The sequence below is a fragment of the Serinicoccus sp. JS2-9 genome, from assembly GCF_059025165.1.
In genome coordinates this window covers 1,454,139-1,472,249 of record NZ_CM180091.1, presented here as the reverse complement: position 1 = coordinate 1,472,249, position 18,111 = coordinate 1,454,139, and the positions used below count along the sequence as shown (strand labels likewise).

General features: G+C 73.4%; 18 protein-coding genes and 1 pseudogene. 6 read left to right on the top strand and 13 right to left on the bottom strand.

The features are described 5' to 3' along the window. Position 1: 1 nt before the first annotated feature. From AC5PYY_RS07355 to AC5PYY_RS07340, 4 genes are all read right to left on the bottom strand, one after another. Positions 2–2,794: an AAA family ATPase gene (locus AC5PYY_RS07355; RefSeq protein ID WP_493899124.1), complete on the bottom strand. Its 2,793-nt coding sequence runs from the start codon at positions 2,792–2,794 to the stop codon at positions 2–4. After that, entirely contained in the window at positions 2,791–4,128 is a 1,338-nt protein-coding gene (locus AC5PYY_RS07350) for a metallophosphoesterase family protein (RefSeq protein ID WP_493899123.1), read from the bottom strand. Before AC5PYY_RS07350 ends, AC5PYY_RS07355 begins: the two co-directional genes overlap by 4 nt. Before the next feature lie 108 nt (positions 4,129–4,236). Next, a complete protein-coding gene (locus AC5PYY_RS07345) occupies positions 4,237–4,608 on the bottom strand; it encodes a fluoride efflux transporter FluC (protein ID WP_493899122.1) in 372 nt (123 codons plus the stop codon). Further along, positions 4,605–5,012 (bottom strand): fluoride efflux transporter FluC, encoded by a 408-nt coding sequence (locus AC5PYY_RS07340; RefSeq protein WP_493899121.1) that lies wholly within the window; start codon positions 5,010–5,012, stop codon positions 4,605–4,607. Before AC5PYY_RS07340 ends, AC5PYY_RS07345 begins: the two co-directional genes overlap by 4 nt. A 124-nt stretch (positions 5,013–5,136) precedes the next feature. Between AC5PYY_RS07340 and AC5PYY_RS07335 the strand changes: the two genes are divergently transcribed. Together AC5PYY_RS07335 and AC5PYY_RS07330 are read left to right on the top strand one after the other, a co-directional pair. Continuing rightward, a complete protein-coding gene (locus AC5PYY_RS07335; protein WP_493899120.1) occupies positions 5,137–6,582 on the top strand; it encodes a hemolysin family protein in 1,446 nt (481 codons plus the stop codon). Beyond that, positions 6,579–7,679 carry a hemolysin family protein gene (locus AC5PYY_RS07330; RefSeq protein WP_493899119.1) on the top strand — a complete coding sequence of 367 codons (1,101 nt, stop codon included), beginning with the start codon at positions 6,579–6,581 and terminating at the stop codon, positions 7,677–7,679. The genes AC5PYY_RS07335 and AC5PYY_RS07330 overlap by 4 nt, the downstream gene beginning before the upstream one ends. A gap of 362 nt (positions 7,680–8,041) precedes the next feature. Here AC5PYY_RS07330 and AC5PYY_RS07325 read toward each other — a convergent pair whose 3' ends face one another. From AC5PYY_RS07325 to AC5PYY_RS07310, 4 genes are all read right to left on the bottom strand, one after another. Continuing rightward, on the bottom strand, positions 8,042–8,887 hold the full coding sequence (locus tag AC5PYY_RS07325) for a C40 family peptidase (protein ID WP_493899118.1): 846 nt from the start codon (positions 8,885–8,887) through the stop codon (positions 8,042–8,044). 386 nt (positions 8,888–9,273) lie between these two features. Continuing rightward, positions 9,274–9,957 carry an iron-dependent transcriptional repressor DtxR gene (locus AC5PYY_RS07320; protein WP_493899117.1) on the bottom strand — a complete coding sequence of 228 codons (684 nt, stop codon included), beginning with the start codon at positions 9,955–9,957 and terminating at the stop codon, positions 9,274–9,276. Between the two features lie 40 nt (positions 9,958–9,997). Then, positions 9,998–10,681 carry a pyridoxamine 5'-phosphate oxidase gene (gene pdxH, locus AC5PYY_RS07315; protein WP_493899116.1) on the bottom strand — a complete coding sequence of 228 codons (684 nt, stop codon included), beginning with the start codon at positions 10,679–10,681 and terminating at the stop codon, positions 9,998–10,000. After that, the gene (locus AC5PYY_RS07310) at positions 10,678–11,079 is read right to left on the bottom strand and encodes a hypothetical protein (protein WP_493899115.1); all 402 of its coding nucleotides are present in this window, start codon (positions 11,077–11,079) and stop codon (positions 10,678–10,680) included. The genes pdxH and AC5PYY_RS07310 overlap by 4 nt, the downstream gene beginning before the upstream one ends. A 162-nt stretch (positions 11,080–11,241) precedes the next feature. On the opposite strand from AC5PYY_RS07310, the pseudogene AC5PYY_RS07305 reads away from it, so the two are divergent. The 3 genes and pseudogenes from AC5PYY_RS07305 to AC5PYY_RS07295 form a co-directional block, all read left to right on the top strand. Next, positions 11,242–11,343 (top strand): annotated as a pseudogene (locus AC5PYY_RS07305) (hypothetical protein); the annotation flags it as partial. A gap of 23 nt (positions 11,344–11,366) precedes the next feature. Beyond that, entirely contained in the window at positions 11,367–11,972 is a 606-nt protein-coding gene (locus AC5PYY_RS07300) for a hypothetical protein (RefSeq protein WP_493899411.1), read from the top strand. Positions 11,973–12,037: 65 nt separating this feature from the next. Next, positions 12,038–12,595, top strand: coding sequence for a polysaccharide deacetylase family protein (locus AC5PYY_RS07295; protein WP_493899114.1), 558 nt, complete (start codon positions 12,038–12,040; stop codon positions 12,593–12,595). Here the strand turns inward: AC5PYY_RS07295 and AC5PYY_RS07290 are convergent. From AC5PYY_RS07290 to AC5PYY_RS07280, 3 genes are all read right to left on the bottom strand, one after another. Further along, on the bottom strand, positions 12,543–14,369 hold the full coding sequence (locus AC5PYY_RS07290) for a gamma-glutamyltransferase family protein (RefSeq protein WP_493899113.1): 1,827 nt from the start codon (positions 14,367–14,369) through the stop codon (positions 12,543–12,545). The genes AC5PYY_RS07295 and AC5PYY_RS07290 overlap by 53 nt on opposite strands. Positions 14,370–14,451: 82 nt before the next feature. Beyond that, a complete protein-coding gene (locus AC5PYY_RS07285; RefSeq protein ID WP_493899341.1) occupies positions 14,452–15,723 on the bottom strand; it encodes an MFS transporter in 1,272 nt (423 codons plus the stop codon). 5 nt (positions 15,724–15,728) lie between these two features. Continuing rightward, positions 15,729–16,166, bottom strand: coding sequence for a MarR family winged helix-turn-helix transcriptional regulator (locus AC5PYY_RS07280; protein WP_493899112.1), 438 nt, complete (start codon positions 16,164–16,166; stop codon positions 15,729–15,731). A gap of 104 nt (positions 16,167–16,270) precedes the next feature. Here AC5PYY_RS07280 and AC5PYY_RS07275 point away from each other — a divergent pair, with 104 nt between their 5' ends. Continuing rightward, positions 16,271–16,522 carry a DUF2530 domain-containing protein gene (locus AC5PYY_RS07275; RefSeq protein ID WP_493899111.1) on the top strand — a complete coding sequence of 84 codons (252 nt, stop codon included), beginning with the start codon at positions 16,271–16,273 and terminating at the stop codon, positions 16,520–16,522. Positions 16,523–16,934: 412 nt separating this feature from the next. Here the strand turns inward: AC5PYY_RS07275 and AC5PYY_RS07270 are convergent, their stop codons facing one another. Both AC5PYY_RS07270 and AC5PYY_RS07265 read right to left on the bottom strand, forming a co-directional pair. Continuing rightward, positions 16,935–17,681, bottom strand: coding sequence for a DUF3027 domain-containing protein (locus AC5PYY_RS07270; protein ID WP_493899110.1), 747 nt, complete (start codon positions 17,679–17,681; stop codon positions 16,935–16,937). 3 nt (positions 17,682–17,684) lie between these two features. Then, the gene (locus AC5PYY_RS07265; RefSeq protein ID WP_493899109.1) at positions 17,685–18,092 is read right to left on the bottom strand and encodes a cold-shock protein; all 408 of its coding nucleotides are present in this window, start codon (positions 18,090–18,092) and stop codon (positions 17,685–17,687) included. Between the last annotated feature and the right edge of the window lie 19 nt (positions 18,093–18,111).

Sequence of the window (18,111 nt, the reverse complement as noted above, 5' to 3'; positions counted from 1 at the left end):
GTCATGACGCTTCCAGGCGCACCGTGTGCGCCGAGGGGATGGCGGCATACCGCTGCGGGGTGCAGGTGAGCAGGATGACCTGGACGTCGCCGTCTCCTTCGGGCCCTGCACCACGGGCGATGACCCGGCCCATCTGTGCCAACCGCTGCGGGTCGCTGTAGCCGAGCGCGTCGTCGATGACGACCGGCACGCCCTGGGTCGGGTCGACGAGATGGGCGACGGCGAGCCGGGCGAGGATGCCGAGCTGCTCCTTGGCGCCGCCGGAGAGCTCGTCGAAGGGGACGGTGGTGCCGTCGAGAGTGCGGGCCCGCACACTGAGCTGCTCGTCGACCGTGACCGCGAAGCTGTCTCCGTAGACCCTCCGCCCCAGGCGCTCGAGTGCGTCGGTGAAAGGTCGGACGTAGGCCCGGTGGGCCGCGTCGCGGTGCTCGTGCAAGGCCGTCCGGAGGTGCCGGACCGCGCGGGCGCGCCGGTCGAGGGCCGCCAGTCGACGCTCCGCGTCGTCCAGGTCGGCCTCGGCCAGGTCGTAGAGCTCCTGGCGCCCCTCGCTCGCCGCAAGCTCCACCTGACCGGTCAAGGAGTGCAGGACCTGGCGTGCGCCCTCGAGCGCCCGTCGGGCCGCAGCCAGCTCTGCGTCGGCGTCGCGGACCGCGGTCGTCAAACCAGGCACGTCAGCCTCGGCCATGACCGCACCGGCACGCTGCGCCTCCGCCTCGGTCTGCGCCAGAGCAGTCTCGTGCTGCGCCAGCTGCTCCGCGAGCGCGTCGTCGCCGGCGTGCTCACGATCCACCCGGAGCGCTTCTGCATCACGCTCATGCTGGGAGCGCTCGCTCCCGAGCTGGCCGTCGAGCCGATCCAGCGCGCTCGCGAGGCGCCGCGCCTCGTCACGTGCGGCTGCGAAGGAGGCCGCTGCCGCACGGCGGCTCTCGCGCACGGCGCGCAGCTCGGCGCTCGCCTCACGCTCGGCGGCACGGACCTGCTCGCGCTCCACCGCAGCACGCCGAGAGAACGACTCGTCCTCACCGGCGGTGAGTTCACCGGGGTCGGGCAGCTCAGCTCGAGCGGCGAGGTCGGCCACGGCCTCGGCGCAGGACCGGCGCCGGGCCAGCAGCGACCGGGGTGGTCGACCGTCGACGACGTCGGCGCGGTCCTGCGCGGCCGTGACACCGTGAGCCTGCAGCAACGCCTCCAGGTCGCGGGTCGCCTCGCGCCGCCCCGAGAGGGCGTCGCGGGTGAGCGCAGCCTGCTGCTCCACCTCCTGCACGTCGGCACAGGCGAGGTCGCTCAAGGCCTGAGCCAGAGCCGCGCGTGCCTGGACCAGCGCCTCCCGCCGGCCGTCTCCGTCGGGAGAGCGCACCACCAGGCGCACGGCTCCCGGGACCGTCACCACCACGTCGTCGGTCGCGACGACCTCGGCGCTCGTGCCGACGGCCACCGTGGAGGCCGGCGACGAGGTGGACGCCGCCTCGGTGCCGCCGTCACCGTCGCTGTGGGCGTCCCCGACGAGGTCGACCTGCACGCTCTCGCCGAGCGACTCGACCCGCACCGTGGCACTGGCCGCCGCACGCTGGGCCTCGAGGACCTCCACCTGCTGTCGCAGGCCGTCCACCCGGTGGCGCTGCTCCTCGGTCACCGGTCGCTCCGGCGCCTCGGCACCAGCCTCCCGCAGCACGGCCGCGCGCCGCTCCACCTCGGCCAGGACCCGGTCGAGCGAGGCCAGCTCCTCCTGGCGCTCGAGCAGTTCGAGATCGCCGCGGAGCTCATCGAGCCGGAGCTCGGCCCGCTCCACCTCGTCGTCGCTCTCGTGATGGCTCCGCTCGGCCTCCTCCAGCCTCGCTCGCACCTGGGTGCCCTGCTCGGCCAGCGTCGCCACATGCTCCTCGTGCTCAGCGACCGTCGCGGCCAGCGCCTCGAGTGCGGCGACGCGCGCCGTCCGCTCCTCCCACCGCCGCCGGGCGGACGCCGCACGCTCGCGGGCCTCGCCCAGGCGAGCCACCGCACGCTCGTGCTCGGCGACGAGATCGGCGACCTCGGCGGCCCGCTCGCGAGCCATGGCCGACCGGTCTCCCGCGGCCCGCACCGCCTCGGTGAGCCGCTCCTCGTCGGCCCGGGCGTCCGCCTGCCGCGCGAGCAGGCTCTCGGCCTCGACCAGCCGGCGGTGCCCCTCGGCGACGTCCGCCTGCGCGGCGGTGTGGGCCTCGATCGCGGCCTTGTAGTCGCCGGTGGGTCGACCGGTGCGCGCGGTGAAGTAGCGGAGGTACTCCTCCTCGACCAGGTCGAGCACCTGCTCCCCGTCACCGTCGTGCAGCTGGGCGTCCGCAGCCGCATCGAGGGCCTCCCGGAGCGTGCCGCTCGACACGAGCGGCACGAGCGATCCGTCGTCGGACTGCGTGAGCCGCAGCGCCTCCCACAGCGTGCTGTCGAGCGCACCCACCAGCTGCTCCAGCCGCGCCTGGGCCGCGGCACCGGTGAGGTGCTCCGGGCGCGCGCCCAGGATCTCCAGCTCGGTCATCGGGCTGCGTAGCCAGCGCTTGGCGAGCCGGACGCGTCGACCGGCGAGGGTGAACTCCGCCTCGACGAAAGGGCCCACATCGCGGCCGATCGGCTGGAGCGCCTGGGCCCGCGCGCTCTTGGAGGTGGCCTTGAGGTCGAGCACCCGGTCGAAGGCCTCGAGCAGGGTGGACTTGCCGATCTCGTTGGGGCCCTCGACGACGACCACCCCGGAGTCGGGGAACTCCACGGTGCGCTCGCTGACGCCGCGCACGTCGCGCAGCGTGATCCGGTGCAGCCTCATGAGCCGCTCCTGCTCAGACGGTAGAGCAGAGCGAGCGCGTCGCGGGCGCTCTCGTCGTCATCCGGCCGGCCCGCCACGAAGACGGGGCTGTCCTGGTCGGTCCGCACCGACCCCGCCGGATCGTCCCGGTGCTGCCCCCGCTGGGCGCGCAGAGCTCGCGCCGGCTCCGCCGGCCCGCCGTCCCCGGGAGCCGGCACGTCCGCTCCGTCACCTCCCGGTGCGGGCGCCCCGGCCTCGGCTCTGATCTGCTCGACCGCGGTCGCGAGGAAGCCCCCGAGGCCCAGCTCGCCCCACTCGTCCTCGTCGCTCACCACGACGACCTCGCGGTGCTGCTCGCGCTCCACGAGGGCGGCGAGCAGGTCCCCGTGCCGGGCCCGCACCTCCTCGAGGCGGGCGTGCTGCGCGACGGTGAGCGTGCCCCGCAACGCGAGGAAGACGACCGTGCGGTCCTTGTCGGGCACCGCGGCCAGCTCGGCGTCCAGCGCGTCCAGGTCGGCGGCAGAGTCCACCTCCCGGCGCATCGTCCGGAAGCGCCAGGTCGCCACGGGGTAGGCCGCCGTGCTGACCCGCCATCCCGAGGTCGCCGCCGTGCCGCCGTCGACCCCGTCGACCTCGGCGAGATCCACGACGAGCGCCAGGCCAGGATCCACCTCGGTCTCCCTCGTGGGCTCCGGGGTGCCCGAGTAGCAGAGGTCGTGCCGGTCGGCGACCGCCGTCCGCGAGTGCCGGTCGCCGAGCGCGACGTAGTGGACCCGGCCCTCGTCCAGCGCCTCCAGGAGAGGCCTGACCGCGATCGTCGCGTGATCGCGCCAGTCGGGGTCGAAGGTGTCGACGCCTCCGTGACCGACGACCACCCGCAACACCCCGGCGGGCGCGGGCCCCTCGGGGAGGTCGGCCAGCACCTCACCCACGAGGTCACGCCCCGGATGCTTGCTCTCCCAGGGCGCGGCGACCAGCTCCACCCCGGGTGACACCTCGTGCACGCCGGCCCGGTCGAGGACCGTCACGTGCTCGGAGCACTCGGCCATGAAGACCTCCGAGCGATAGATCGAGGCGGCATCGAGCGGGTCGTGGTTGCCCGGCAGGAGGTAGACCGGCACCGGGACCGAGCGCAGGGCCTCCAGGGCTCGCCGCACCGTCTGGCCGGTGAGCTGGTTGCTGTCGAAGACGTCGCCGCAGACGACCATGAAGGCGCATCCCTGCTCCTCGGCGATCTCCCCCAGCCGGCGGATCGCGTCGGCGCGCGCGGCGGCATACCGCGCCTGCGCCTCGGGCTCGAGGAATCGCCGCGTCATGCCGATCTGCCAGTCGGCGGTGTGCAGGAACCGGACCATGCGCTGCCTCCTCTCTCCCTCGTGCTGCCTCGTCCCTCCACCGTAGGAGAGGCCACCGACAGACCCCGGGAGCCGGCGCCTCGTGTCGGCCCGAGGAACCGCCTGGCGTCACAGCAGGAGGCGCGCCAGGGCATACCCGAGAACCGCGACTGCGACGCCGAGCACCAGCGTCGTCCCCAGGTATGCCGCAGCTCGCCACCGCGCGTGCCTCCCGATCTCCCACGTCTGGACCGCGAGGGTGCTCCACGTCGTCAGCGCGCCGCAGAGCCCCGTGCCGAGCAGCAGGAAGAGCCACCCAGGCAACGCCTCGGCCAGCCCGGCCAGCATCCCGAGCGCCGCCGCACCCGTGACGTTGACCAGAAGCACGCCGCGCACCGGCCCCAGCGGCGGACGGGAGAGGAGGTGCCGCAGCGCCGCCCCCACCGCCCCGCCGACGGCCACCAGGGCAGCGGCGAGCAGCCACGGCATACCGAGAGTCACCGCCGACCGCCTCGCGCCACCCGAGCACCCAGGGCTGCGGCGGCGACGCACAGCACGGCGGTCACCACGAGATATACGAGTGCCACGAGCGGGTCCACCCGACCCAGCACAGCGACCTGGACGGCATACGTCGAGAAGGTCGTGAACCCCCCGAGCAACCCGGTCCCGACCGCCGGCCGCACCCACCGAGGGTGTCGGTGCCGGTCGTCGTGCACCACGAGCCACCCGAGCGCCGCGCTGCCGAGCACGTTGGCGAGCAGCGTCGCCCAGGGCCACCCGTCGCCCACCGGGAGCGCCAGCTCTAGCGCCCACCGCAGCAGGGCACCCAGCGCCCCGCCGACCGCGACCGCGACCAGCGGGGGGACTCCCCGGGAGGACCGCGCGGCGGCTGGGGACGACGGCACGGTGGCGACCCTATCCCGGTCGTACAATGAGCGACGTGGCCAGATCGGGCGCCGACGCGCAACCTCCGAGTCCCCAGCCGGGCGATGACCTCGTCCGGCTACCCCGACCTGCAGGGGGCGAGCGGTGCTGATCGTCGGCGGCGTCGTCGTCATCGTCGTGCTGACCCTCATGACGGGCTACTTCGTCGCCCAGGAGTTCGCCTACGTCAGCGTCGACCGCGGCAAGCTGCGTCAGCTCGCCGACGAGGGTGACGCCGCCGCCCAGCGGGCGCTGCGCGTCACCTCACGCCTGTCCTTCACCCTGTCCGGCGCCCAGTTCGGCATCACCCTCACCGCCCTCATGGTGGGGTATCTCGGTGAGTCGCTGCTCGTGCGCGGACTCATCGACTCGTATGCCGACTCCGGGCTCCTCGCGCGGGCGGCGCTGATCTCCCTCTTCTCGATCGCGACGCTCACCTTCTCCACCGTGCTGCAGATGGTCATCGGCGAGCTGGGCCCCAAGAACTGGGCCATCGCGCGACCTGTCCCGCTGGCCCGGGCGCTGTCGCGCAGCACCCTGATCTACCTGACGATCCTCGGTCCGGTCATCGCGCTCTTCGACAAGGCCTCCAACGCCCTGCTGCGGTCGGTCGGCATCGAGCCGGTGGAGGAGCTGCCCCAGGGGGCCACCCCCGAGGATCTCACCCGGATCATCGCCGAGTCGCACAGCGGCGGCACCCTCGACGAGGAGCTGTCCACGCTGCTGGAGCGCGGCCTGGCCTTCCGTGACCGGGTCGCCGAGGAGGTCATGACGCCGCGCACGTCCGTGGAGACGATCCAGGCCGACGAGCCCGCGAGCGTGGTGCTCGAGGCCCTGGAGACCGGCCACGCGCGCTTCCCCGTGATCGGCCGCGACATCGACGACATCGTCGGGGTCATCGGGCTGCACGACCTGCTGGACGTCGAGCCGCAGGCGCGGCGCGACACGCTCGTGCGCGACCTCGCCGACGACGCCCTCATCCTGCCCGAGTCGCTGCCGCTGCCGAAGGTGCTGGAGGCCCTGCGCGAGGGGCACCAGCAGCTCGCGGTGGTGGTGGACGAGTACGGCGGCTTCGCCGGGATCGTGACCTTCGAGGACGTCGCCGAGGAGGTCGTCGGCGAGATCTGGGACGAGGACGACGACGACGAGGCCACCAGCGCGGCCCGGGCCGGGGGGATCTGGGACCTGTCGGCGCGACTGCGCATCGACGAGGTGGCGCAGGTCACCGACATCGAGCTGCCCGCGCACGAGCACTACGACACGTTGTCCGGCCTGGTGCTGGACCAGCTCGGGCGCACCGCCGAGGAGGGCGACAGCGTCGTGGTCACCTGGACCAGCCGGGACGGCGAGGGCGAGGAATACGTCCACCTCTGCCGGATCGATGTCGTAAGCACCCAGCGCTTCGTCCCCGACGTCGTGACGCTGCACCCCATGGTGACCCGAACGCTGGACGACTGGCGAGCGCTCGACCCGACCGAGCGGCAGCAGCTCGGCGACGGCCTGGTGATCCAGACGCCTGAGTCCGCCGACGAGCTGGAGGTGACCCGATGAGCATGGCCCAGGCATTGCTGATCAGCGTTGTCCTGCTCATCGCCAACGGCTTCTTCGTCGGGGCCGAGTTCGCGGTCGTCGCGGCCAAGCGGCACCGGCTGGAGGAGCGGGCCGAGGAGGGCAGCCGGGCCGCCCGCGCGGCCGTCGACGCCTCGCGCGAGCTCTCGCTCATGCTGGCCGGCGCCCAGCTGGGCATCACGCTGTGCACGCTGGCGCTGGGCGCGCTGGCCAAGCCGGCGGTCGCGGACCTGCTCAAGCCGGTGCTGAAGACCCTCGGTGTCCCCGACGTCGCGGTCTACGGCATCTCGGTGGCGATCGCCGTGTCGATCGTGGTCTTCCTGCACATGGTGGTCGGGGAGATGGCGCCCAAGTCGTGGGCGATCTCACACCCCGAGACGTCGGCCATGCTGCTGGCGCTGCCCTTCCGGGCCTTCACCTGGGCGATGCGGCCGGTGCTGTGGCTCATGAACGCCGCGGCCAACCTGCTGCTGCGCATGGGCGGCATCGACCCGGTCGACGCGCTGGGCAACGCCCAGACACCCGCCGACCTGCAGCTGCTGCTGGCGCAGTCCTACGAGCACGGGGTGCTCGAGGACGCCGACCACCAGATCCTCACCGGCGCGCTGCGTCTGGAGGAGGAGACCGTGGAGTCGGTCATGTTCCCCGTCACCGAGGCCGTCACCATCCCGCGCTCCGGCACGGCCGCGGACGTGGAGCGAATCAGCCACCGCAGCGGACGGTCCCGGCTCTTCGTCGTCGAGCCCACCGGGCGCGAGGGCCAGCAGCGGATCCGTGGCCTCGTGCACGTGCGCGACGCCATCCGGGCCTCGGCGCAGGACAAGGGCGACCAGTCGCTCGGGGAGTTCCTGCAGCCGGTCGCCTCGTTGCCCTCCTCGATGCCGCTCATCGACGCGGTGTCGAGCCTGCGCTCGCAGCGGGGGCAGCTCGCGCTGGTCCGCGACGAGCAGGGCCGCGTGGTCGGCATGGCCTCGATGGAGGACATTCTGGAGCAGATCCTCGGCGAGTTCGACGACGAGTCGGACGCCGACACCTCGGACGAGCCCGCGCCGGCGCACGCCCAGTCCGCTCCGGCCTGAGCCGGGACCTTCCCCTCCTCACCTACCGTCCCGTGGATGTCGGGCAGGTCCCCGACTGCTGCGGGACGCTCCGCGCACCAGCAACCACACGCGACGCTCGGTGAGGACGGGGGCGGCTGCACCCATCCTCCTCACCCCGACCGGCCCTGCCCGGTGAGGACGGGGGCAGCTGCACCGATCCTCCCCACCCCGACCGGCCCTGCCCGGTGAGGACGGGGGCAGCTGCACCGATCCTCCCCGGCCGGGCGACACCCCGGAGGTATGACGAAGCCCCGGTCCGCACACGAGGTGCGGCCGGGGCTGTCGTCAGGTCCGGCGGGCGGTCAGCCCGCCGGGAGCGGCTCGTGGCCCAAGCGGCTCGGTCAGCCGACGCGGCCGTAGCCGGAGACGCCGCTGAAGACGGCGCGCAGCTGGGTCGGGATGCCGGGGCGGCCCGAGTCGTACATCATGCCGTTGCCGGCGTAGATGCCCACGTGGTAGGCCGGGTAACCGAAGAACACCAGGTCGCCGGGCTGCGGGTTGCTCACCGGGGTCGCGGCGGCCTGCTGGGCAGCGGCGGTCCGGGGCAGCGAGATGCCGACCTGGTTGAAGACGAACTGCGTGTAGCCGGAGCAGTCGAAGCCGGCCGGGGTGCTGCCGCCGTAGACGTACATGATGCCGGTGTAGGCGGCGGCGACGCCGAGGACACCACCGGTCGGGGCCGGGGCGGCGGGCTCCGGCTCGGGGGCCGGTGCGGGCTCCGGGGCGGCCTGCTGCTGGGTCGCCTGCTGGGCGGGAGCCTCGGTGCGCTCGTTGGTCCGGCTGGCGCTGGACTCCTCGCGGGCGGCGACCTGCTCGGGGGCCTGCTCCTGCGCGGGAGCGGCCTGCTGGGTGGCCTCGGCCTGCTGGGCCGGAGCGGCCTCGACGACCGGGGTCACCGCGGTGAAGCCCTTGGTGCCGAAGCTGGCGATGTCGATGTCGTCGGGAGCAGCCACGGCCTCGGCCGGGCGGTCCACGGTGACGGTGAGGTCCGCCGCGTAGCCCGCGCCGAGCTGCAGCAGGGCCTCGCCCTGCTCCTGCGGCACGTCGGGGGTCGCGGTGGCGCTTGCCGCGGCACCGGCCACGAGACCGGTCGAGGTCGCGGCGACGGCGGCGGTGCGGGTCAGAGCGGTGGTGGCCGTGCTGAGACGACCGGGCCGGCGGTGCCGACCGGTGATGCGCTGCGTCATGTACTTCCTCCAGTGCCTGCGGGGTGAGCTGTCGGGCTGGGGTGGAGTCCCCCGTCCGGACACGCCGGACCCTGAGCCCCGAGGAGTCTGGGACGACTCCGTCAGTGGTTCCCCCGCTTCTGTCACGCGGTGTCGTTCTGGCCACGGCCCCATGGATGCGCGCTGACAGAATTCGGCGGAACACGCTGTGGGGGTCCCCCCAGGGAGGAGGACTCGTCGAGACTACACACGGCCATTGACAAATGTCACGCTACGGTAACGACGCGCCCCCGGCCGCCCTTCTCCTCAATCCGTTTCACGGACGGCTGACCTGCAGTGATCCCATCCGCATGGAGGCGATTTCCAGGCTCCTCGTGAGCCATCTCACACGGAGTCTGGACGTCTGTTCAGGCGCAGAAGATGTGGGCCGCCACGTCGACGGGCAACGACACGGCCTCGCCACCCACGGCCTCGACGATGGTCCGCCCGTCCTCGCTCCACACGATGACCGCAGCCCCCGGCCGCACGCCGGAGTCCAGCAGCAGCCCCAGCACCTCGGGATCGACCTGGACCGGCTCCCCGAGGCGCACCACGGTGGTCTCGATCCGCTCGCCGCCCTCGTCGGCCAGCTCGCTGCTCGCCCGCCCGGACGCCGTCGGAGCGGCCTCCCGACCGAGCTCTTCCAGGCCGGGCACCGGATTGCCGTAGGGGGAGCGCTCGCCGTCCTCCACCAGCTCGAGGATGCGCTTCTCGACCTGCTCGCTCATGACGTGCTCCCACCGGCACGCCTCGTCGTGGACGAAGGCGGGGTCGAGCCCGATGACGTCCATGAGCAGCCGTTCGGCCAACCGGTGCTTGCGCATGACGCGCACCGCGGCGTGCCTCCCGTCGTCGGTGAGCACGAGGTGTCGGTCCTCGGCCAGCTCGAGCAGGCCGTCGCGCTCCATCCGGGCCACGGTCTGGGACACGGTGGGACCTGACTGCCCGAGGCGTTCGGCGATCCGCGCCCGCATGGGCAGCACACCGTCCTCCTCCAGCTCGAGGATGGTCTTGAGATACATCTCGGTGGTATCGATCAGGTCGCCGCTCACGCGCCCATCCTAGGAGTCGCCACCGACACGCGCCTGCCGCTCAAGGCTGCAGGCGGAACCGTCGCCAGATCCCGGGGTCGTCCAACGACCCCGGACCGGTCCGCTCCCACACGATCCGGTCGTGCAGCCGGTTGCGGCGGCCGCCCCACGCCTCCACCCGATCCGTGACGATCCGGTAGCCGCCCCACCCGCTCGGCAGCGGCACGTCGTCGGGGCCGCCGTGGTCCGGCCAGCGCTCCTCGCACTCGCGGTATGCCGTCTCCAGCGCCTCGCGGTCGGCCACCGGTGCGCTCTGGGCGGAGGCGTGCGCGCTGATCCGGGAGCCGTAGGGGCGCGACCGGAAGTAGTCCTCCACCAGCGCGGGGTCCAGCTGCTCGGCCCGACCGCGGAAGCGGATCGCCCGGAACATCGAGGGCCAGGTCAGGGACGCCGCGATGCCCGGGTTGCCGTCGAGCTGCCGTCCCTTCGCGGACTGCTGGTGGGTGAGAAAACCCGGCCCGTCCCCGTCGAGGAAACGCATGAGCACGGTGCGGACGTCCGGCATACCGTGCTCGTCCACGGTGCCGACCGACAACGCCGCGGGCTCCGGCACGTCCCCCTGCTCCCGTCCGCGGGCGACGGCCTCGTCGAGCCACCGCCGGACGATGTCGAGCGGGGCCAGGGGCGCGTCGGCCTCGGCCAGCCCCTCGCCGGTGTAGTCGACCCGGTCGCTGAGGTCGCTCATGACCGACGCGCCCGGCGCGGGAGGTGGACCGTGCGGCGCAGCTCGTCGGGGCTGTGCCGCTTGGCCGGGTCGGCGTTGAGCAGGAGGCTGTCGAAGGGCGCGTCCGTGTGGGGATGGACGCCCACGGGTTCGTTGCAGGAGAAGACCACCCAGTAGGGGTGGCCGCGGTAGAACACCTGCTGCACCGTGCCCTCCACCACCGTGTCGGCGTGCGCGAGCGCGTGCCGCCGCGGGTTGGAGCGCGCCTTGTCGGCCCGGTCCTGGACGAACTTCTGCGCCGGCTCGCGCTGCTTGAGCAACTGGTCGACGACTTGTGGACCGTACTTCTGGGCCATCGCGTAGACGACCGGGCCGTACTTGATCGCCTGCTTGGCGAGGCGCGTCTTGCCACCGGGCACGGGAGTCCTCCTGGAGGGATCGGGTGCACCCACCAGCGTAGGTGCTCACCGTGGTCAACGCCCGGAGGTATGCGGCTGCTTCCCGCGACACCGGATGCAACCGGGACCCGGGTCTCGGGCGTAGTGAAGGGTGACGGCAGCATCGACGCGCCATGAGGCGGCATGAGCCGAGAGGAGTTCGACGGCTGGTACGACGCCAGCTACCCGCGCGTGGTGCGCCGGGTCTACGCCATGTGCGGAGACCTCGGGGAGGCGCGCGACTGCGTGCAGGAGGCGTTCGCGCGCGTGTGGGCACGCCGCGGGGACCTCGACCTGCAGACGAGTCGTCCGAGGCCGCCGAACCCCCTGACGCGCCGGTCCAGACCGTCTCCGACGACATCCCGCTGGGCGCGGGATACCCGACGGACGAGCCGGACGGGCACCGGTGCGCCTCGTCGCGAGGGCCCGGCCCGGCCGTCGAGGTCTGCGGGCAGAAGATCCTCACCGGCCGCGACGCCGCCGACGCCGCGTCGGCCCGCGACCAGGCCCCGGAGGACGGCCGGCACCGCACCCTGATCGTCTTCGACGACGAGCAGGCCGCGCAGGAGGCGCTGGCCTGGACGCGCTCGACGGTGCAGGGTTGCGTGGGGGCGGAGCCCGGTCTGGGCGTGCAGGTCCTCGGCGCGACCGAGGGTGCCGACTCCTTCCTCTGGGCCGAGAACTACGGGCTGCCGGACCAGGTCATGGCCACCACCCTGGTGCGCCTCGTCCGCGTCGGCAACGCCCTCCTCGTGGACTCCTCCGGCGGGGAGCTGGCGGGGCCGGCGGACGAGCCTGACGCGCCCCGCGTGGTCCGGAGCCGCGAGCAGATCGAGCCGATCCTCGAGGGTATGGCGATCTACCGCTCTCCCTGACCGCTCGCCTCTGCTCATGGGTGGGCCCGATACAACCGCCCCAGGGGGCCAGGCGTAGACCTGGCATGAGGACTCGTGACCCCCACCGCCGAACGCTGCCGCCCCTCGGTCTCACCGTCACCCTGCGGCTCGCCGCGTGCGCCGCCCCCAGCTCCGAGCCCGGCGCGGCACCGAGGGCCGACGTGGCACCGGCCAGCGAGCCGCCGTCCACCACCGTCGTCTCCCCCAGCGCGACGCCCACACCCGCACCCGCACCGTCGCCGTCCCTCACCTCGGCGCCGACGCCCGCACCACCGTCGCGCCCGGCCGCCGACCCGTGGAGCGCCGACTGCTCGGTCGTCCGCTGCATCGCCCTCACCTTCGACGACGGCCCCCGGCCCGGGGTGACCGGGAGCGTCCTCGACACGCTGTCCCGCACCGGCACGCCCGCGACCTTCTTCATGCTCGGCAGCGCGGCGAGCGCGCATCCCACCCTCGCGGTGCGCGTGGTCGCGGAGGGGCACCAGGTCGGCAACCACACGCAGGGCCACCCTGACCTGACCCGACTCTGCCCCGAGGGCCGCCGCGAGGTCAGCGCCCGACGGCATACCCCTGTCTGCCCCGCGGGTTCGCGCCGGCGCTGAGCACCGCGGTGCGCGGATCGCGGGCCACGGCACACATCCGGCCCAGGCTCCACGGCCCCTGGTCGGAGACCTCGTGGCCGCGGGCGCGCAGCCCGGCCAGGACCGGCTCCCCCAGGCGCGACTCGGCCATCAGCACCCCCGGCTCGGTCGCCCTCGGGTGGAACGACCCGGGGAAGCTCGCGGTGTGGAAGACGGGGGCGTCGATCGCCTCCTGCAGGTCCAGCCCCGCGGCGAGATGGCGCAGTAGGAAGACGCTCTGCCACTGGTCCTGCTGGTCGCCACCGGGGGTGCCGCACGCCAGCACCGGTATACCGTCGCGCAGCACGAGCGTCGGCGTCAGGGTGGTCCGGGGGCGACGTCCGGGGACGAGCGAGCTGGGCAGCCCCTGCTCCAGCCACATCATCTGCAGCCGGCTGCCGAGCGCCAGGCCCAGATCGGGGATGAACGGGCTCGACTGGAGCCACCCGCCGCTCGGGGTGGCGGACACGAGCATCCCCCACCGGTCGACGACGTCGACGTGGCAGGTGTCGCCGCGGGTCCCGCCGTCGCGCTGCACCGTCGGCTCTCCGGTCGTGCCGTCCGAGCCCGCGCCGCCGGCTTCGGCAGCGGCGACCTCGACCTGCCGCGCCTGGTCGGCGATCCGGGGCGCGCGTCCGCCGGGCGACCCGGGGCGCAGCTCACGGGAGGCCTCGGGGCCGATGAGACCGGCCCGGGTGGCGAGGTAGTCGGCGTCCAGGAACGCGGACATGGGCAGCGGGTCGTCGGCGCTGTCGCCGAGCCAGGCCTCACGGTCGGCCATCGCCAGCTTCCACGCCTCGACCAGCGTGTGCACCCCCTCGACCGTGTCGAGGTCCGCTCCGTCCAGCCCGGCCGCGTCGACCAGGCCCAGCACGTGCAGCAGCGCCGGGCCCTGACCCCACGGACCGGTCTTGGCGATCGTGTGACCCTGCCACTCGGCGGTCAGCGCGTCCTCCCACGTCGCCTCGAAGGACGCCACGTCGTCGGCGGTGAGGACGCCGGGGAGCACCGCTCCCCCGCTGTGCCGGAAGGCTCGCGCCGCGAAGGCGCCGATCGCCTCGGCCACGAAGCCGTGGCGCCACGCGCGCAGGACCGCCTCGATCCCGGCGGCCCGGGCGTCGACACCGGCCCGGCTGCCGCGGGCGGCCGCGGTCTCCTCCGCGACGAGGCGGTCGAGCGTGTCGGCCCAGGCGGCGTTGGTGACGAGCGACCCCGCCTCCGGCGCGGCCCCGCCCACCAGCCACTGCTCGGCAGAGGTGTGCCAGTCGTCCACGAAGAGGTCGCGCACGGCGGCCACGGTCGCCGCGGCCCGAGCGAGGAAGGGGTGGCCGTGCCGGGCGTAGTGCAGCGCCGGCTCGGCGACCTCTGCCAGGCTCATCGTGCCGCGGTCGCGCAGCAGCGTGAGCCAGGCGTCGACGGCGCCCGGGACCGCGGTCGCCAGCGGGCCGGAGCCGGGGACGCGGTCGAGGCCGGCGGCCCGGAAGTGCTCGGGCGTGGCACCGGCCGGAGCCGGCCCCTGCCCGCAGAGCACCCGCGGCGCCGGGTCGTCCACGGAGGCCACGATCAGCGGCAGGTCGCCGCCAGGGCCGTTGAGGTGGGGCTCGACCACCTGCAGGACCAGACCCGCGGCGACCGCCCCGTCGGCGGCGTTGCCGCCGCGCTCGAGCATCGCCATACCTGCCGAGGAGGCGAGCCAGTGGGTGCTGGAGACCATGCCCACGGTCCCCGTCAGCGTCGGGCGGGAGGGCGAGTCCATCAGCCGAGCGTGGCCAGGACGGGCACGAGGATCAGCGCGGCCAGGGCGAGCAGGACGACGACGCGGCGGGTACGGGCACTCATCAGGTCACCTTCTCAGGGAGCGGTTCGGTCATGCGCACGAGGTAGACCGGGCGCGGCCAGGAGGCGCGGAAGCGGAGCCGCAGGTGGTCGTGACGCATGAGGTAGAGGGTGGCGGCGACGGCGGTCCCGCCGCACATCACGGTCGCGATGCCGACCGTCGCGCGGGCACCGAACTGCTCGGCGAACCACCCGAGGAAGGGCGAGCCGAGCGGCGTGCCACCCATGAAGATCGTCATGTAGAGCGCCATGACCCGGCCCCGCACCTCCTGGTCGACGCTCAGCTGGACCATCGCGTTGGCGCTCACCATGACCGTGAGCGCGAAGAGGCCGGTCGGCACCAGCAGGAGGGTGTACGCCGTGAAGCTGGGGGCGAAGGCCAGCAGCCCGGTGCAGAGGGAGAACGCGGCGAGGGAGCCGAGCAGGATGCGCCAGCGCGGCCGCTCGCGCCGGGCGGCGAGGAGGGCACCGGAGAGCGAGCCGATCGCCATGACCGACCCGGTGATGCCGAAGTCGGTGACGCCCTTGCCGAACGCCTCGGTCGACATGAGGGCGTTGAAGATCTGGAAGTTCATGCCGAAGGTGCCGTGCATGAAGGCGATGACGAGGATGAGCTGCAGGTCGGGGCGGCGGCGGACGTAGGCGACCCCCTCGCGCACCCGACCGCGGGGTCCGGTGCGCGGGCGCGAGGAGAGCTGGCTTGGGTCCATCGCGAGCAGGGCGGCGATGACCGCCAGGAAGGTGAGGGCGTTGAGCAGCAGCGTCGGCCCGGTGCCGAAGGCCGCGATGAGCAGGCCGGCGACGGCGGGGCCGATGAGCCGGCCGGAGTGGAAGGACGCGGAGTTGAGTCCGACGGCGTTGGTGAGCTGGGCCTTCGGCACCATCTCGGAGACGAAGGACTGCCGGGCCGGGGCGTCGAAGGCCGCCGCGGTGCCGGAGAGGAAGGCGAGCACGAACATGTGCCACAGCTCCATGTGGCCCAGCAGCACCGCGACGCCCATGACGACGGCGAAGAAGGCCATCGCCGACTGGCTCGCCAGCATGACGGTGCGCTTGGGAAAGCTGTCGCTGAGGGCACCGGCGACCGGGGTGAAGAGCAGGATCGGGAGGAACTGCAGACCGGTCACGATGCCGAGCGCCTGGGCGGAGTTGTCGGTCAGCTCGGTGAGCACGACCCAGTCCTGAGCGACCCGGCCCATCCAGGTGCCGGTGTTGGAGACGATCGCTCCAGCGGCGTAGATGCGGTAGTTGCGGACCGACAGCGCGGAGAACATCGCGCTCACCGGCGGCTCTCCTGGTCGATCTCCAGGACCTGCTCGAGCAGGTCGGTGGCGCGGCGCAGGGCCTCCCGGTCGGCGTCGGTCAGGCCCTCGAGGCGGGCGACCATCCAGGCGTCCCGGTGCGCCCGCTCGCGCTCGACCACGGACCGGCCCGCCCCCGTCAGCGAGAGCCGCACGAGGCGACCGTCGTCGGGGTCGGCCGCGCGATCGACATACCCGATGTCGCAGAGCTGACCGACGGTGCGGCTCATGCTGGGGGCGCTGACCTGCTCGATCGCGGCAAGCTCGCCCAGGGTGCGCGGATCGTCGTGGAGCTTGACGAGGACGCTGAAGTGGTGCGGAGCGATGGTGTTGTCGGCGTCGAAGCGCACCCTCCGCGCCACCCGCATGCACGCGATCCGGAGGTCGTGGGCGAGAGCGGTGGTGGAGTCAGGCATACAGTCTTTAGTTTAACTCATTACCTCAACTAACGATATCCGGCAGCCCCGTCTGACCACTCCAGCAGCCTGGGATGCTCTGCCCGAGGCGCTACCGTGGTCGCGTGAGCAGGCGCGCGCAGGAGGAACCCGCCGTCGGTGACATCCGTCCGCCGGAGGTCACCCTGCGCACGATCACGCTGGTGCGTTGGGGCATCGTGGCCTGGCTGGTCGCTCTGGTCGTCGTGCTGGTCGTCCCGGCCCTACGCACCGGCGAGCGCGCGTGGTGGGTATGGGTCCCCGTCGCGGGGATCCTGCTCGGGAGCCTCGGGTATGCCTATCTGCGCCGCGGCAAGGGCAACGCCGCCGAGGCGTGAGCGCCTGACCGCAGCTCGTCGGCGTCAGGACGGCCGCCCACGCCGGCTGCGCTGCCCGCGCCGGCCCGCCCCCTGCCCCTCAGCACGCTTGCTCCGTCCCGACGACGCGCCGGGCGGGATCGGCTCTAGCGTTCACGTGAACGCTAGAGCCGACGACGATCGGCGTGTTGGCGGGACAGATCCGACCGGGACGTGGGCGGCATATCCATGGTGGTTCGGCGTGCAGCCGAAGCTGCCGGAGCGAGCAGACCACGCTCTCGGACCGCTCAGACCAGGCTGCCGGACCGTGCAGACCACGCTCTCGGACCGTGCAGACCACGCTGCCGGAGTGAGCAGACCAGGCTCTCGGAGCGCGCAGACCCGGCTCTCGCAGTGGACAGCCGAGGCTCCCGGTCCGGGTAGGCCCGGGGGGTCAGCGGTCGCTGTAGACGATCTCGGTGTCGTCGTCGAGCACCGGCGGGTCGACCTTCTCGGCCGCCCGCTGCTCGACGTCGGTCTCGCTGTGCGCGCCGCAGCCGAAGTCCAGCGCCACGACGGAGCCGTCAGCCGGCGACCACTCGTTGGCGCACACGCCGAAGACCGAACGCAGCGCCCCCGCCATCGGCAGGAAGTAGCCGCAGGTGCGGCAGGGGTCCGGCGCCTTCCGGGCGCTCTCGCTGCCCGGCCCGCGGTCGCCGTCGTGCCAGCGGGTCGCCGCCGCGTCGCGGCCCTCGGCCGACAGCACGCGCGGACGCCCCAGCCCCAGCTCCCACAGCGCGACCTTGTCGACGTCTTCCTCGCCGGTGGCCTCGAACCCCGCCTCCAGGTGCGGGTCCGCCTCGACGTAGGGCGTCCGGTCGCCCGGCCCGATGTCGCCGGGGGCGAGCCGCTCGGCATACGGGACCCACTCCGGGGACAGCAGCGCGTCCTCGCCGGGGAGCAGGTGCACCTCGCTCACGGTCGCGGTCCGCGCGCGCGGCACCCGCGAGAGCGTGACCGCCCAGCGCCAGCCCGGGTAGGCCCCGGCGGTGCAGGCGAAGTAGTGCGTCGCGACGCGGTCCCCCTCCACCTCGACGCCGAGGTGGTCGCCGATGGCTCCGGGCTCACCGACCTCGCCGGCCGCCGCGCGGGCGACCTCGACGGCACCGGTGAGGACGGCGTCGGTCTTCGGGGAGGGCATGGGCTACTTCCCGGCCTCGAACTGGTCGGCCACCGCGCGCAGCGCCTTGGCCATCGCCGCACCGTGCGTGCGGTCCGGGTAGTGCCCCTTGCGCAGCGAGGAGCTGGCCTGGTCGAGCAGCGTGATGAGGTCCTCGACCACGACCACCATCTCCTCGGCTGGCTTGCGGTCCCGCATCGTGAGCCCGCGCGAGACGGTCGGGGCCGGGTCGAGCAGGCGCACGTGCAGCGCCTGGTCCCCGCGCTTGCCCGCCACGATGTCGAACTCGACCCTGCTGCCACGCTTCAGCGCGGGCACGCCCTCGGGCAGCGCGGAGCGCGGGACGTAGACGTCAGCGTTGTCGCCCTCGTCGCTGGACAGGAAGCCGAAGCCCTTGTCCTCGTCGAAGAACCTGACCTTGCCGGTGGGCACGGTGCACCTCACGGAGGGT